This window comes from Sphingomonas sp. SORGH_AS_0789 (assembly GCF_031453055.1).
Lineage (GTDB): Bacteria > Pseudomonadota > Alphaproteobacteria > Sphingomonadales > Sphingomonadaceae > Sphingomonas.
This window is the reverse complement of record NZ_JAVIYV010000001.1, coordinates 1,904,727-1,919,772: the sequence shown is the minus strand read 5'-3', so window position 1 is coordinate 1,919,772 and position 15,046 is coordinate 1,904,727. Positions and strand designations below refer to the sequence as shown.

Annotated in this window: 16 protein-coding genes; 11 read left to right on the top strand and 5 right to left on the bottom strand. The window is 67.7% G+C overall.

From position 1 onward, the window contains the following. The first annotated feature begins 3 nt into the window (after nucleotides 1–3). Genes QE360_RS08830 through QE360_RS08820 form a run of 3 tightly spaced genes read left to right on the top strand, consistent with a single transcriptional unit; the run spans nucleotide 4 to nucleotide 2,100 of the window. Nucleotides 4–903 (top strand): TPM domain-containing protein, encoded by a 900-nt coding sequence (locus tag QE360_RS08830; RefSeq protein ID WP_309700880.1) that lies wholly within the window; start codon nucleotides 4–6, stop codon nucleotides 901–903. Nucleotide 904: 1 nt separating this feature from the next. Next, the gene (locus tag QE360_RS08825) at nucleotides 905–1,570 is read left to right on the top strand and encodes a hypothetical protein (protein ID WP_309700877.1); all 666 of its coding nucleotides are present in this window, start codon (nucleotides 905–907) and stop codon (nucleotides 1,568–1,570) included. Continuing rightward, nucleotides 1,567–2,100 carry an NUDIX hydrolase gene (locus QE360_RS08820; RefSeq protein ID WP_309700875.1) on the top strand — a complete coding sequence of 178 codons (534 nt, stop codon included), beginning with the start codon at nucleotides 1,567–1,569 and terminating at the stop codon, nucleotides 2,098–2,100. The genes QE360_RS08825 and QE360_RS08820 overlap by 4 nt, the downstream gene beginning before the upstream one ends. A gap of 457 nt (nucleotides 2,101–2,557) precedes the next feature. Here the strand turns inward: QE360_RS08820 and QE360_RS08815 are convergent, their stop codons facing one another. From QE360_RS08815 to QE360_RS08805, 3 genes are all read right to left on the bottom strand, one after another. Further along, nucleotides 2,558–2,839, bottom strand: a complete 282-nt coding sequence (locus QE360_RS08815; RefSeq protein WP_261269007.1) for an ETC complex I subunit — start codon at nucleotides 2,837–2,839, stop codon at nucleotides 2,558–2,560. A 12-nt stretch (nucleotides 2,840–2,851) separates the two neighbouring features. Further along, a complete protein-coding gene (gene hrpB / locus QE360_RS08810; protein WP_309700873.1) occupies nucleotides 2,852–5,302 on the bottom strand; it encodes an ATP-dependent helicase HrpB in 2,451 nt (816 codons plus the stop codon). 314 nt (nucleotides 5,303–5,616) lie between these two features. After that, nucleotides 5,617–6,627 carry a polyprenyl synthetase family protein gene (locus QE360_RS08805; protein ID WP_309700871.1) on the bottom strand — a complete coding sequence of 337 codons (1,011 nt, stop codon included), beginning with the start codon at nucleotides 6,625–6,627 and terminating at the stop codon, nucleotides 5,617–5,619. A 109-nt stretch (nucleotides 6,628–6,736) separates the two neighbouring features. Between QE360_RS08805 and QE360_RS08800 the strand changes: the two genes are divergently transcribed. Together QE360_RS08800 and QE360_RS08795 are read left to right on the top strand one after the other, a co-directional pair. Next, complete coding sequence (locus tag QE360_RS08800; RefSeq protein ID WP_307100847.1) at nucleotides 6,737–7,015, top strand: chorismate mutase; 279 nt, start codon at nucleotides 6,737–6,739, stop codon at nucleotides 7,013–7,015. 1 nt (nucleotide 7,016) lies between these two features. Further along, complete coding sequence (locus tag QE360_RS08795) at nucleotides 7,017–7,688, top strand: thymidylate kinase (RefSeq protein WP_309700868.1); 672 nt, start codon at nucleotides 7,017–7,019, stop codon at nucleotides 7,686–7,688. A gap of 234 nt (nucleotides 7,689–7,922) precedes the next feature. On the opposite strand, the gene QE360_RS08790 is transcribed toward QE360_RS08795, so the two are convergent. Together QE360_RS08790 and QE360_RS08785 are read right to left on the bottom strand one after the other, a co-directional pair. After that, entirely contained in the window at nucleotides 7,923–8,516 is a 594-nt protein-coding gene (locus tag QE360_RS08790) for an NADPH-dependent FMN reductase (RefSeq protein ID WP_307100851.1), read from the bottom strand. Between the two features lie 371 nt (nucleotides 8,517–8,887). Next, nucleotides 8,888–9,811, bottom strand: coding sequence for a hypothetical protein (locus QE360_RS08785; RefSeq protein ID WP_309700866.1), 924 nt, complete (start codon nucleotides 9,809–9,811; stop codon nucleotides 8,888–8,890). A 142-nt stretch (nucleotides 9,812–9,953) separates the two neighbouring features. Here QE360_RS08785 and QE360_RS08780 point away from each other — a divergent pair, with 142 nt between their 5' ends. The 6 genes from QE360_RS08780 to rplA all read left to right on the top strand — a co-directional run bounded on the left by QE360_RS08780 (nucleotide 9,954) and on the right by rplA (nucleotide 14,913). Further along, nucleotides 9,954–11,999, top strand: coding sequence for a carbon starvation CstA family protein (locus tag QE360_RS08780; protein ID WP_309700864.1), 2,046 nt, complete (start codon nucleotides 9,954–9,956; stop codon nucleotides 11,997–11,999). After that, on the top strand, nucleotides 11,996–12,178 hold the full coding sequence (locus tag QE360_RS08775; RefSeq protein ID WP_309700861.1) for a CstA-like transporter-associated (seleno)protein: 183 nt from the start codon (nucleotides 11,996–11,998) through the stop codon (nucleotides 12,176–12,178). Before QE360_RS08780 ends, QE360_RS08775 begins: the two co-directional genes overlap by 4 nt. A gap of 537 nt (nucleotides 12,179–12,715) precedes the next feature. Continuing rightward, on the top strand, nucleotides 12,716–12,913 hold the full coding sequence (secE, locus tag QE360_RS08770) for a preprotein translocase subunit SecE (RefSeq protein ID WP_007407051.1): 198 nt from the start codon (nucleotides 12,716–12,718) through the stop codon (nucleotides 12,911–12,913). 10 nt (nucleotides 12,914–12,923) lie between these two features. Beyond that, nucleotides 12,924–13,460, top strand: coding sequence for a transcription termination/antitermination protein NusG (gene nusG, locus QE360_RS08765; protein ID WP_007407052.1), 537 nt, complete (start codon nucleotides 12,924–12,926; stop codon nucleotides 13,458–13,460). Between the two features lie 324 nt (nucleotides 13,461–13,784). Next, a complete protein-coding gene (gene rplK, locus QE360_RS08760) occupies nucleotides 13,785–14,216 on the top strand; it encodes a 50S ribosomal protein L11 (RefSeq protein ID WP_007407063.1) in 432 nt (143 codons plus the stop codon). Between the two features lie 4 nt (nucleotides 14,217–14,220). Continuing rightward, nucleotides 14,221–14,913 (top strand): 50S ribosomal protein L1, encoded by a 693-nt coding sequence (rplA, locus tag QE360_RS08755; RefSeq protein ID WP_261268994.1) that lies wholly within the window; start codon nucleotides 14,221–14,223, stop codon nucleotides 14,911–14,913. Nucleotides 14,914–15,046: the final 133 nt, after the last annotated feature.

Here is a 15,046-nt window from a genome sequence, read left to right as displayed (position 1 = left end):
CTCATGACCCGGTTCACCCGGTTGCTTCGCCCGGTCCTCGGGCTCTGGCTGATCCTCTGCGCCGTCCCCGTGATGGCGCAGAGCTTTCCCAAGTTCGACGGCCTGGTCGTCGATGCGGCGAACAAGATCAACCCCGCCACCAAGGCGCAGCTCGAACAGAAGCTGGAGGCGCTGCAAAAGGATACCGGCCGCCAGCTGGTCGTCGCGACCATCCCGGATCTTCAGGGTTATCCGATCGAGGATTATGGCTATCGGCTGGGCCGAGCCTGGGGCGTCGGGCTGAAGGATGCGGACAATGGCGCGATCCTGTTCGTCGCGCCCAATGAGGGCAAGGGCCAGCGCGGCCCCCGGCTGGAGGTCGGACGCGGGCTGGAGCCGATCCTGACCGACGCCTGGTCGTCCCAGATGATCCGCACCCTGATGATCCCGCGCCTACGCGAGTCGAGCGACATATCGGGCGCGCTGAATGCGGGCGCGGACGCGGTGATCGCGCAGCTCCGCGCCTCACCCGAGGAAGCCCAGGCCAAGGTGGCCGAGGCGGCGAAGCAGTTCGACCGCCAGCACCGGCGCGGCGGCGGCGATTCCAACGGCTTTCCGATCCTGATCGTCCTGGTCATCTTCATCGGCGGCTTCGTCCTGCTGTCCATCCTGCGCCGCAAGCAGGGCCAGCGTTTCCACGATGACGATGACGACGATCGTGGCGGCGGCGGCGGGCGACGCGGTGGAGGCGGCTGGCCGATCATTCTCTGGGGTCCCGGCTGGGGCAGCGGTGGCGGATCGGGCGGCGGCTGGAGCTCGGGCGGATCGTCGGGCGGCGGCAGCGACGGATCGTGGTTCGGCGGCGGCTTTACCGGCGGCGGCGGCGGGGATTTCGGCGGCGGCGGCGCTTCGGGGGATTGGTGAGATGTTGAGCGAAGCCGATAGCGATCTGGTCACCGCCGCCGTGGCGCGCGCCGAGGCCGCGACCGATGCCGAGATCGTGACCATCGTCGCCCCCCGATCGGACGACTATCGCGACGTGGCGCTGTGGTTCGCCGCCGCCGCGATGCTGCTGGTGCCGCTGTTCGCCGCGCTGTTTCCGGGCCTGGGCCTGAAACTGCTCGCGCTGGTGCATGACGGATGGAGCGACGCGGGCGAGGATCTGGTCCTGGGCGTGCTGATGATCGCGCAGATCCTGATCTTCGCGGTCGTCGTCGCGGCGCTGGGGCCGGTGAAGCGCCGGATCGCGCTGATCCCGAAAAGCATCCGCCATGCCCGCGTCCGGGCGCGCGCCGTCCTGCTCTTCCGCGTCTCGGCCGAGCGGCGGACCGACAGCCGCTACGGCGTGCTGCTCTACCTTTCCGAAGACGAGCATATGGCGGAGATCGTCGCCGACTCCGGCCTGACCGGCAAGGTCGGGCCGGAAACCTGGGGCCGGGCCATGGCGGTGATGCTGCCCCATGTCGCGAAGGGCCATGTCGGTGAGGGCCTGGGCGCGGCGGTCGAGCGGATCGGGCTTGTGCTCGCCGAGCATTTCCCCAAGACGGCGGCCGATACCAACGAACTGCCGGACAGACCCATTTCGCTATGACCGATCCCCGTATGGACGCCCCCCTCGAAACCCTGGCCGAGGGACGGTTCCTGGCGCTGCGCAAGCGCGGCACCTGGGAATATGCCGACCGCCCGCGCGACATACGCGCCGCCGTCATCCTCGCGGTCGACGACGACCATATCCTGCTGGTCGAACAGTTCCGCGTCCCCCTGGGCGCGCCCTGCCTGGAAATGCCCGCCGGGCTGATCGGCGACGAGACCGAAGGCGAGGCGGTACTGGACGGGGCCGCGCGCGAGTTGGAAGAGGAAACCGGCTATCGCCCCTCGCGGATCGAGGCGCTGGGCGAATTCTGCTCCTCGCCGGGCATGACCTCGGAACGCTTCACCCTGGTCCGCGCAAGCGGCTTGGTGAAGGTCGGCGAAGGCGGCGGCGATTCGGACGAGCAAATCGTCGTCCACCGGGTCAGGCTGGCGGATGTCCCCGCCTTCGTCACCGAACGCCGTGCGGCGGGCGTGGTGATGGATGCCAAGCTGCTCTTGCTGCTGGGGGGCGGCATCTTGGGCTTTTGATTTCACGCGAAGGCGCGAAGGCGCGAAGAGAAGAAGGTTGCTTCGCGCGGAGACGCGGAGACGCGGGGATGTCGTGTTCGCGGCAGCGAAATATCTCTTCAACCAGCCGTTTGTGGTGCGCATCCGATGCCGCCGGACACGTCACCTCCGCGCTCTCTGCGCCTCTGCGCGGACCCATTCCGACAATCTTCGCGTCATCGCGGCTTCGCGTGAAATCATCGCGACATGCCGCAACGGACGGGAAGGCGCCAGGAAACTTTGTTCGCGCAGAGGCGCGGAGGGCGCAGAGAGGGATTGCTCGCGGAAGCGACACGCCGCTCCAACAGATCGGTTGTGATGCGATCCCGATGCCGCCGGGCGCGACACCTCCGCGTCTCCGCGCCTCCGCGCGAACCAGCCTTCTCAAGCGCTGCGCGCGAAAGAAAAGCGCCCCGGCCTTGACCGGAGCGCTCGAACCTCAACGGAAATTGTCGGCGTAGCTTTGCAGCTTGAGCGTCTTTTGCGGCGTCGGCACGACATGATGGTCGAGCCCCTCGCGCTGGCAATAGGCGATCGCCTCTTCCAGCGTCGCGAAGGTCAGGCGAACCTGCTCCCGCGTATCGCCGCTTCCGGCCCAGCCGGTCAGGGGATCGGGCTTTTTCGCCTCGGTGGATTCGAATTCGAGTTGCCAGCGATCGGTCCGGTACTTGCCGGATTGCATCGCGTTCTTGGGGCGCTGGAAGATGCGAGCAGTGGCCATAATCCACGTCCCTTATCGCGAACCGGCGGCTCTTGCATCCGCCTTTTTCGTGCGCAGCGTCGCAGAGGCCGCGGCGGGGTCGTCGGGCCAGGGATGGCGGGGGTAGCGGCCGCGCATTTCCTTGGCCACCGCGCTCCAGCTTCCCGCCCAGAAACCGGGCAGGTCGCGCGTCGTCTGGATCGGGCGACCGGCGGGCGAGGTCAGGCTGAGGACCAGCGGCACCCGCTCGGTCCCGATCACCGGATGCTCGGCCAGGCCGAACAGCGCCTGGACGCGCAGCTCCACCCTGGGGCCACCTTCCGCTGCATAATCAATCGCATGGCTGCTGCCAGCCGGGCTTGTGAACTGGGCGGGCGCCATCGAATCGATCCGCCGCTGGTCGTTCCAGTCGATCAGGTTGCGGATCGCCTCGGTCAGCGCGCCGGGGGCGATCGAATCCAGCCGCCGCTTGCCCGCCACCAGCGCGGGCAGCCAGTCGTCCAGCCGCGCGATCAGCGTCGCATCGTCCAGCGCCACCCCGGCATAGGCCGCGCGCGCGCGATAGGCCCCCGCCCCGTCGCTCCATGGGAGCAGCGACAGGCCGTGCATCCGCACCCCCTCGACCAGCGCCTCGGCGATCGCCTCGGGGGAAGCACCCGAATCGGGTCCGCTCGACAGGCGTAGCCCGCCCAGTCGCCGTTCGCGCAACGCCTCGACGCCGCCGGTCGCGGGGTTGAAGGCGACGGTACGCCGCGTCTCGATCCGATCGGCGAACAGCGCCTCGACGGTGGCGAGGTCGAGCGGCGCGGCGGACAGGATGCGCGCGCCCGACGCCGCGCCCTGCGTCTCGCCCACCGCCAGCCATTCCGCACCGGCCAGCGCCGATGCCGGATCGAGCCGGAAGCCCCGCCCGCCGACGCTCGCCCAATTCTCGCCGGTCGAATCGCGGCGACGCGCGACCCGGTCGGGATAGGCCAGCGCCAGGCAGACGCCCGCCGGATGGTCCCACGCCTCGCGCTCGACCGGCCTGGGGGCCAGGCTGGTCCAGCGTTTCGCCATCTGGCGCGCCGCCTCCGCCTTGGGACCGCGCTCGGTCCGCCAGCGGCGCAGGCGTTGTTCGACATCGACATCCTGCCCCCCGATGCCCCGTTCCCCTAACAGCACCGCGACCTCGGCGGCGACGGAGGCCAGCCCGCGCTCGCCGCTGCGGATCAGCATATGCGCCAGGCGCGGCGGCATCGGCAGCGCGGCGATCGCCTTGCCATGCGCGGTCGGGCGGCCGGTGTCGTCCAGCGCCTCCAGCACGGTCAGCCGTCCGCGCGCCTCGGCGACCGCAGCCTCGGGCGGCGGGTCGAGCCAGGGGAGCGCGCGCGGGTCGCCCACCCCCCAGAGCGCGGTGCCGAGCAGCAGCGCCGACAGGTCCGCCTCCAGGATTTCGGGCGGATCGAAACGCGGCAACCCCGCCGTGGCGGCTTCTTCCCACAGGCGATAGGCGACGCCGGGCGACTGGCGCGCGGCGCGGCCCGCACGCTGGGTGACGGCGGCCTGGCTGGCGCGCTCGGTGACCAGCCGGGTCATCCCCGCCGCGCGGTCGTAGCGCGGGCGGCGCGCCAGCCCCGAATCGACCACGATCCGCACCCCGTCGAGCGTCAGGCTGGTCTCCGCGATCGAGGTGGCGAGGACGATGCGCCGCCGCCCCTCCGGATCGCGCCGGATCGCCGCGCGCTGCGCCGCCGGGTCCAGCGAGCCGTGGAGTTCATGGACCGCAATCCCGGCGGGCAGGCTCGCCAGCCGCTCGGCGGTGCGCGCGATCTCGGCGGTGCCGGGCAGGAAGGCCAGGATGTCGCCCTCCGCCTCATCGGCCAGCGCGCGGCGGATGGCGGCGGCGACCGAATCCTCGATTCGCGCCTCGGCTGCACGTCCGAGATGGCGTAAGGCGAGCGGATAGCTGCGCCCCTCGCTCTCGATGACGGGGGCATCGCCCATCAGGCTGGAGAAGCGACGACCGTCGAGCGTCGCGGACATGGCGACTAGGCGCAGGTCCGGTCGCAACCCCGCCTGCGCATCCAAGGCCAGCGCCAGTCCGAAATCGCCGTCGAGGCTGCGTTCATGCACTTCGTCGAAAAGTACCGCCGAGACGCCCGCCAGCTCAGGATCGGCCTGGATGCGCGCGACGAAGATGCCCTCGGTCACCACGGTCACGCGGGTCGCGGCGCTGACCCTAGTATCCATGCGGGTGGCATAGCCGAAGGTGCGGCCGACCGGCTCCTCGGCCAGCGCGGCCATGCGTTCGGCGGCGGCGCGGGCGGCCAGGCGGCGGGGGGAGAGGAGCATGACCTCTCCGGTGCACCAGGGCTGGTCGAGGAGAGCAGGCGCGACGGCGGTGGTCTTGCCCGCGCCCGGCGGCGCGACAAGGACGGCGTTGGGAGCGGCCGCGAGCGCGGTCAGCAGGTCGGGCAGGACGGCGGTGACGGGTAAGGTCATCGGCTTGCGATACGGGGTTTGCCGGGCGGGGTGAAGGACTTCGACCCTTCTGGCCCCCACCTTCCGTTCAGGCTGAGCGAAGTCGAAGCCCATGCCTGGGCATTTGCCCAGCGGACAGGCTTTCTCTTGGCCTTCGACTACGCTCAGGCTGAACGGAGGTGGGATGCCTTATCCGCAAACCCGTTCCCCGGCGAAGGCCGGGGCCCAGGCTCCACCAAGCCGGAGGCGCACCACGCAACGCGGGGGAGGCAGACCGCCCCGCGCCCTTATGAATCCACCGCAACTGGGCCCCGCACCTCCGCCGGGGAACGCCCTCAATACGCCCGCGCGACAGCGAACTCGACCGCTTCGATCATCGCCGCCTTGGCGGGGCTATCGGCAAAGCCCTTGATCGCCTCGATCGCCAGACCGCCATAATGGCGCGCGCGCGCCATGGTGTCGTCGACCGCACGGCTCTTGCGGACCAGCGCGATGGCATGGGCGAAGTCCTCGTCCGACGTGCGCCGCCCCTCGACCGCGTCCTTCCAGAACTGGCGTTCTTCATCATTGGCCCGCGCATAGGCCAGGATCACCGGCAGGGTCATCTTGCCCTCGCGGAAATCGTCGCCCGCATCCTTGCCCATGGTTCCGGCGTCGGAGACATAGTCGATCGCATCGTCGATCAGCTGGAACGCGATGCCCAGGTTGCGGCCATAGGCCTCCAGCGCCAGCTCCTCCGCCTCGGGCCGCTCGGCGACGACCGCCGCGATGCGGCAGGCGGCGGCGAACAGCGCGGCGGTCTTGGCGTCGATGATCGAGAGGTAACGCTCTTCGGGCAGGCCCACCTGCCGCACTGCGGTCAGCTGGTTCACCTCGCCCTCGGCGATCACCGCCGAGGCGCCCGACAGGATGTTCAGCACCTTCAGGCTGCCCGCATCGACCATCAGCTGGAAGGAGCGGCTGAACAGGAAGTCGCCGACCAGCACGCTCGCCGGATTGCCCCAGATGATGTTGGCCGTCCGCCGCCCGCGCCGCAGGTCGGAGCCGTCGACCACATCGTCGTGCAGCAGCGTCGCGGTGTGGATGAACTCCACCGCCGCGGCCAACACATGGTGGCTGGTCCCCTGATAGCCGAGCAGCTGCGCGCTCGCGAGCGTCAGCATCGGGCGCATCCGCTTGCCCCCGCCCGCGATCAGATGACCGGCCAGTTGCGGGATCAGCGGAATCTCCGACCGCATCCGGTCGATGATCACCTGATTGACCTGATTCATGTCGTCGGCCACCAGCCGGATCATCGTGTCCAGCGAGGGCGCGGGCTTGGCGAGGCGGGTGGCGGTTACGGTCATGGGCAGGTAAGAGCCTCTGGCGACAACGCTTGCCGAACGCAAGCCTAAGCGCGAAAGGACGCGCGCGAAATGTGCGCGAGCCCACGCGCCAGAGGGAGACACGTCCACCATGTCCGACACCGTGCTGACCGGCTATCGCCAGTCGATCGACAATATCGATGCCGCGCTCGTCTTCATGCTGGCCGAACGGTTCAAGGTGACGCAGGCGGTCGGCGAATATAAGGCGAAGAACGGCCTGCCCCCCGCCGATCCGGGTCGCGAGGAAGCGCAGATCGCCCGGCTTCGGCAATTGGCGATCGATGCGCAGCTGGACCCGGAATTTTCCGAGAAATTCCTGCGCTTCATCATCGACGAGGTGATCCGCCACCACGAACGCCTGCGCGGCTGAGATGGCCTTTCTCCTGGCGATTGAAGGGGCCGATGGCGCCGGCAAGGCGACCGCGACGGCGGCCGTCACCGAGCAGCTGAACGCGGCGGGCCTGTCGGCGGCGGCGCTGTCCTTTCCGCGTTACGGCGACACGATCGGCGGCTGGGCGCTTGGCGAATATCTGGCGGGGCGCCTGCCCCATGCCGCCGCGCCCGAGACGGCGGCGACGCTCTATGCGCTCGACCGATTCGAATCGCGCCCGCACCTGATCGCGCTGGCCGAGCGCCACGACGTCATCGTCTTCGACCGCTATATCGCGTCCAACATGGCCTATCAGGCGGCGCAGGTGCCCCCCGAACAGGCCGAGGCGCTGCTGCAATGGATCGAACGGCTGGAGACGGTGCAGTTCCGCCTGCCCGCGCCGCATCTGTCGGTCTATCTCGACACGCCGCTGACCGTCGCGCGCGACCTTATCGCCCGCAAGCGCAAGCGCAGCTACACCGACGAGACCTATGATGCCTATGAGGCCGATCTGGGGCTCCAGGCGCGGGTTCGGGCCAACTATGCCGCGATGGCGGACGGCGCGATGCTGGGCGAATGGGCGACGGTGTCGACCGTGGCGCATGGCGGATTGCGCGCTCCGGCGGAGATCGCCGACGAGATTACCGCGCTGGTGACGGGACGGCTGGGGTAGGCTTTTACTTCGCGCGAAGGCGCGAGGAGAAAGAGGAGGGTTCGCGCGGAGGCGCAGAGAACGCGGAGATGTCGTACCCTGTGGGCCGCACAGTCCTTCTTCCTCATATGATCGAAGAAAGGATTGCGCGCTGTCGCACGCGATTCCGTCTCTGCGCCCTCCGCGCCTCTGCGCGAAATCAGCATCTTCCTTTCCGGCTTCGCGCGAACAAGATTTGTTTGGGGATAGCGCCCCTCAATTCGACGCGCGGATCGTCCCTGCCAGCGGTGCGAAGCGAGCGACCTGCTGGCCGACCAACCGCAATTGCCCCTCCACCGAGGCATCGTTGATCCGGCCATCCTCATCGAACCGCGTCTGCTGCGAATTCACCGCCGCCGCGAAGGGCGTCGGCCAGCCGCGCAGCGCATGGACGATCGAGCGCAGCGCCGCGATGGTCGATCCCGTCGCCTGCCAGCCATAGGCGGTGGCGATCAGCCCGACCGGCAGATCGGCCAGATAGGGGCGTTCGTCCTTCGCCGTCTCTTCGAGCAGGTCGAGCGCGTTCTTCACCAGCCCCGAGATGCTGCCATGATAGCCCGGGCTGGCGATGATGATCGCCGAGGCCTGTCGCACCGTCTCGACAAAGACCCGCTCCGCCTCGGTCCGCTCCGCCGCGCGCGGATTGTAGAGCGGCAGGCGCGCCAGGTCCTCGCCGCCGAAGACATGGGTGCGGAACCCCTCGTCGGCGGCGGCCGTCATCGCGATGCGAAGCGCACGCTCGGTCGAGGAGACGCTGCCGATCGTGCCGCCGATGCCGACGACGAGCGGGGAGGAGGAAGGACTGACCATGTCCGCCTTTCACCCCGGACCGGGCGGCTGGGCAAGGGGTAAGTTTGACCACGCCTTGCCGGTCGCGATGGGCGAGGTGTCGCCCTATCCCGAGCGACCGGGGACAGAGCATCGCGATCGGCTCCGTCCCCGGGCTCAACCTCGCCTGGCATAGATCGCACGGGAGGGCACTGTCGCCTTTCCAAAATGCGGGAGAATTACGGCGAAACGCTTTTCGCTTCGATGCGCGAAAGGATCGGGGGAACGCGATTCACCGCGACGGCTGGCGCGCCGGGCCGCGCATGCCCCCATTTACCGGCCTGGGGCGGCTGGGCGGATTCGCCCGTGATCTACGAACGGGAACGGTGGACGCGGGCGGCGCTGGGCCTGAGTTAGGGCTTCCGCTTTAGGTTCTGAACCGGAACGGCGGGCGGCGAGGCGGTGACGGAGCCGAGCCAGTAGACACCGTCATAGTCCGGGTCCAGCTGCTCCCCCGGCAAAGCGCCCAGCGCGACGAAGGGTTTGCGCTTTAGATCGGCGTCGGCCCCAACAGAATGAGCGGCACATTCGGAGTCCTCGGCATTGTTTCCGTTCGCCCGCAGTTCGCATGTCCAGGTCGTCCCACCGGCCACTTTCATATTCAGCGTGAGGAGGGGAACCGACCTGCCCAGCCGCATTGCCATGGGTTCGTAGGCGGGGGATGAATAGGTGACGGGTTGTTTACGGGCATGCATGTTGCCTGCCAAAACCAGGACATGGTCGTAGGGGTGGCGGGCTGCGGCTTCACGGATATTCTCCGCCTGCGAAGCATCGTGCTGTCCCTGCAGACTGGGCAGATTCGCCAGTTTGCGGGCTTGCGCCTTATCCTTCACACCGCTGAACGCCACGATATCGATCTTGCGGCCCGCCTGCGACAGGCTGTGAAGCTGCACGAGCATGGCCAGCATCGCTTCGCTAGCGACACCGTCCTCCCGCCCGGCCCATCCCGATTTGATCAGCGCCGGGACAAAGGCCGTATCGGGCAAATCCCAGGCCTTTTGATAGTCGCCATCCACGAGCGAGAAATGCTCGACCGCGACCAGAATCCGTTCACCCTTTGCCGCCAGCGCGCAGGCCAGACTGCCGACGAAGGCAGGCGACTCGCGCGTGCCGTGCACCTCGCCGAACACCACGATCCGTGCGCCCCGCGCCGCCACTTGGTCCCATCCCGGTGGCAATTGGCAAGAAGTGGCGTCGGGGGCAGGACGCGTCTGCCCCGGTGTCCATGCCGCCAGCGCGACTCCCAGCCCCAGCATCATGACGGCCTTGCGCATCATCCCTCCCCCGGTCGGTGCATGGCGAATGTGGCACGATGCAGCACAAGCCACAATCAGCCTTGGCCGCGAACTTTTCAGGGGTGGCGCCCCCATGCCAGCCGGTTAGAAGGGAATTAAAATCATAAAGAGGACCGGACGGGGCATGACGAAACACCTCCCCTGGATCGCGCTGGCGATCGTCGGAGCGGGCGCCTTGGGCGTGGTGGCGACGGTGCGCGGCGAGCCGATCAACGCGCTGTGGATCGTCGCGGCCGCGGTCTCGGTCTATCTGATCGCCTATCGTTATTATGCGCTGTTCATCGCCCGGGTGATCGGCATCGACCCCAGCCGCCCCACCCCCGCCATTCGTCGCGCCGACGGGCTGGACTATGTCGCGACCGACCGGACGGTGCTGTTCGGCCACCACTTCGCGGCGATCGCGGGCGCGGGGCCGCTGGTGGGGCCGGTGCTGGCGGCGCAGATGGGCTATCTGCCGGGCACGCTGTGGATTCTCGCGGGCGTGGTGCTGGCCGGGGCGGTGCAGGATTTCCTGGTCCTGTTCCTGTCGATGCGGCGCGACGGGCGCTCGCTGGGCGAGCTGATCCGCATGGAGATGGGGCCGGTCGCGGGCACCATCGCGCTGTTCGGCGCCTTCATGATCATGGTCATCATCCTGGCCGTGCTGGCGCTGATCGTCGTGCGGGCGCTGGCGGAAAGCCCCTGGGGGCTGTTCACCGTGACGGCGACCGTGCCGCTGGCGATGCTCATGGGCGGCTATACCCGCTGGGTGCGGCCGGGGAAGATCGGCGAGGTGTCGATCATCGGCTTCATCGGCCTGATCCTCGCCATCGTCTATGGCCAGTCGATCGCCGAGTCGGCCGTCCTCGCGCCGCTGTTCACCTTCACGCCGGTCCAGCTCTGCTTCCTGCTGATCGGGTACGGCGCGGTCGCCTCGGTGCTGCCGGTGTGGCTGCTGCTCGCGCCGCGCGATTACCTCTCGACCTTCCTCAAGATCGGCGCGATCGTGGCGCTGGCGATCGGCATCGTCATCATGGCGCCACCGCTGAAGATGCCCGCGCTGACCCAATTCATCGACGGCAGCGGGCCGGTCTGGGCGGGGCCGCTCTTCCCCTTCCTGTTCATCACCATCGCGTGCGGCGCGGTGTCGGGATTCCACGCGCTGATCGCCAGCGGCACCACCCCCAAGCTGATCGCCAGCGAAAAGGACGCGCCGTTCATCGGCTATGGCGCGATGCTGATGGAGAGCGCGGTGGCGATCATGGCCTTGGTCGCCGCCTCGATCCTCGATCCGGGCGTCTATTTCGCGATGAACGCGCCTGCCGCCGTGCTGGGCACCGACCCGGCCAGCGCCGCCGCCGCCGTGACCGCTATGGGCTTCCCCATCTCGGCCGACACGCTGGCGCAGGTCGCGCGGGACGTGGGCGAGCACACGATCATCTCCCGCGCGGGCGGCGCGCCGACCCTGGCGGTGGCGATGGCGGAGATTTTCAGCCACCTGTTCGGCGGACAGGCGATGAAGGCCTTCTGGTATCACTTCGCCATTTTGTTCGAGGCGCTGTTCATTCTGACCGCCGTCGACGCAGGGACTCGGGCGGGCCGCTTCATGCTCCAGGACCTGATCGGGCTGGCCGTCCCCAGCTTCCGGGGATCGAGCAAGGTCGCGCCGGGCCTGATCGCGACGGCCCTGTGCGTCGCGGCCTGGGGCTTCTTCCTCTATCAGGGCGTCACCGATCCGCTGGGCGGGGTGAACACCTTGTGGCCGCTGTTCGGCATCTCCAACCAGATGCTCGCTGCCGTCGCGCTGATGCTGGCGACGGTCGTGCTGTTCCGCATGAAGAAGGACCGCTTTGCCTGGATCACCGTGATCCCCACCGTCTGGCTGCTCGCCTGCACGTTGACCGCCGGGTGGTTGAAGATCTTCTCCGCCGACCCGCGCGTCGGCTTCCTGGCGCATGCCGACAAGTTCGCGAGTGCGGCAGCGGAGGGCAAGGTCCTGCCCCCCGCCAAGACCATGGCGGAGATGGGGCGGATCGTCTTCAACGACCGAATCGACGCGGGGCTTTGCGCGATCTTCCTGGGCGTGGTGCTGGCGATCTTGGTCTATGCGGTCCGCACCTGCCTGATCGCGCGCCAGATAGACCGGCCGAGCATCAGCGAAATCCCGCCCGAAATGGCGGCGGCCGAATGAGCTGGCTCGCCCGCCTGCGTGAGATCGGCAACGCCATGGTCGGGATTCCGAGCTATGACGCCTATCGGGCGCATATGGCGGCCAGGCATCCCGACCGCGAGCCGATGGATGAGGTGACGTTCTTTCGCGAGCGGCAACAGGCGCGCTACGGTAGCAAGAATGGTGGGCGTTGCTGTTGATTGTTCACGCGAAGGCGCGATGGCGCGAAGAGGAAAGAAGGTTCGTTCGCGCGGAGACGCGGAGAGAAAGAGTGGGGCATTACCCCCCCTCCGTTCAGCCTGAGCGTAGTCGAAGGCCATGGGATGATGCCCGTCACGCGGGCGGAACGCGCCAGCGTTCGTTGAGCCTGCGGCTCGAAGTCCTTAGGCGTCTCCTTCCCTTGGCCTTCGACTACGCTCAGGCCGAACGGAGGTTCGAGAGAGAGGTAACGAGAGCCTGCCGCTGCCCCCTCTGCACCTCCACGCCTCTGCGCGAACCACAGAAATCTCCGCGTCTCCGCGTCTCCGCGCGAACACAAAACCTTCGCGCCATCGCGGCTTCGCGTGAACCCGAAAGCCCCGATCCGCCGCTACCCTTGCCTTTTGACCAAGCCACGGCTACATCGCGTTCCCATCCGAACAGCGCGGACGGACCTTTCGTCGCAGGCCCCTTGGGTCAGCGACGGCGGACCCATGCCTCGCTGACAGTATTTCAACGCAGGTGCGGGAACGGCACGAGTGGCGAAGACGACCCCCATCGAATTCTTCAACCAGGTCAAGACCGAGACCAAGAAGGTCGTCTGGCCGACGCGGCGCGAGACGGTGATGACCGGCGTGATGGTGGTCGTGATGACTACGATCCTGGCCATCTTCTTCCTGGCGGTCGACTCGTTCTTCGAGACGCTGGTCCGCACCCTGCTGTCGCTCGCGAAGTAAAAGGGTTCCCATGGCGCGCTGGTACATCATCCACGCTTATTCCGGTTTCGAGGGCAAGGTCCGCGATTCGATCATGGCCGAGGCGACCCGTCTGGGCCTCGACCATCTCGTCGCGCAGATCGAGGTGCCGACCGAAACCGTGACCGAGGCCCGTCGCGGCAAGAAGATCGCGGTCGAGCGCAAGTTCATGCCCGGTTACGTGCTGGCCAAGCTCGACATGAACGACCAGGTCTATCACCTGGTCAAGAACACGCCGAAGGTGACCGGCTTCCTGGGCGCGATGGGCAAGCCGCAAGCGATCAGCGAAAGCGAAGCCACGCGGATGCTGAACTCCAAGGAAGAGGCCGCCGCCGCCCCGAAGCACAAGGTCAAGGTCGATTACGAGATCGGCGACGCGGTCAAGGTGCTGGAAGGCCCCTTCGCCAGCTTCAACGGCGTGGTCGAGGAACTGGATTTCGACAAGTCCAAGGTCAAGGTGTCGGTTTCGATCTTCGGTCGCGCGACCCCGGTGGAACTGGATTTCGAGCAGGTCGAACGCTCGAAATAAGGTCGGACCATCCGATGAAACAGGGCCGGGGCGGCGACGCCACCGGCCCTTTTCGTATCCGGGCCCCCATTCCCCGCCCCTCCCAAACCGCCGTTCAGGCTGAGCGAAGTCGAAGCCCACGTTCGACGCCTTGCCGCGCGAATCCCGTGCACTTCGACTTCGCTCAGTGCGAACGGAGGTGGTGGCTTGCCCGCCTTGCCATTCCCCCCATTTTCCGCTATCGGCCCGCGCTTCCCTAGCATCATGCGACGGAACCCTTGCGGGAGGGTGCGCTGGCGTACGCCACGTGCCCGTCACGACCGCTAGACTCGAAAAGAGAGTGACATGGCAAAGAAGATTACCGGCTATATCAAGCTGCAGGTCCCTGCAGGCGCCGCCAACCCCTCGCCGCCGATCGGCCCGGCGCTGGGTCAGCGCGGTGTGAACATCATGGAATTCTGCAAGGCGTTCAACGCGCAGACCGGCGAAGTCGAGAAGGGCACCCCGCTGCCCACCGTCATCACCGTCTATGCCGACCGTTCGTTCTCGTTCGAGACGAAGACCGCGCCTGCGACCTACCTCATCAAGAAGGCGGCCAACCTGAAGTCGGGCTCGAAGGAGCCGGGCAAGGTGTCGGCGGGCAAGATCGCGCGCTCGAAGCTCGCGGAAATCGCCCAGGTCAAGATGAAGGACCTGAACGCCAACGATATCGAGGCTGCGACCAAGATCATCGAAGGCTCCGCCCGCGCGATGGGCCTCGAAGTGGTGGAGGGCTAAGATCATGGCGAAGCTGACCAAGAAGCAGAAGGCCGTCCAGATCGACTCCGAGAAGCTGCACGGCATCGACGAAGCGATCACGCTGGCTCGTACCAACGCGACCTCGAAGTTCGACGAGACGATCGAAGTCGCCGTCAATCTGGGCGTTGACCCGCGTCACGCCGACCAGATGGTCCGCGGCGTCGTCACCCTGCCCAAGGGCACCGGCAAGACCGTTCGCGTCGGCGTGTTCGCCAAGGGCGCGAAGGCCGACGAAGCGCGCGCCGCTGGCGCCGACGTCGTGGGCGCCGAGGACCTGATGGAAACCATCCAGGGCGGCACCATCGACTTCGACCGCTGCATCGCGACCCCGGACATGATGGGCGTCGTCGGTCGCCTCGGCAAGGTGCTGGGCCCCAAGGGCCTGATGCCGAACCCGAAGCTGGGCACCGTGACCATGAACGTCGCCGAAGCCGTCAAGGCGGCCAAGGGCGGCCAGGTCGAGTACCGCGTCGAAAAGGCCGGCATCATCCACTCGGGCATCGGCAAGGCGTCGTTCCCGGCGGAGGACCTGCGCGCCAACTTCGACGCGCTGGTCGACGCTCTCATCAAGGCCAAGCCGTCGGGCGCGAAGGGCAAGTATGTCCGCAAGATCGCCGTCTCGTCGACGATGGGCCGCGGCATCAAGGTGAACGTCTCGGAAGTTCCGGGCGCGTAATCCTCGCCGCAGCCGTCAGGCTGACGGATCAGGGGGTCGGGACTTCGGTTCCGGCCCCCTTTTCGTTGGAGCGGGAAGCACTTGTGCGGAACCCACACCCCCCGGCTTGCAGCGGGCGGTCAGGCCGCATAGG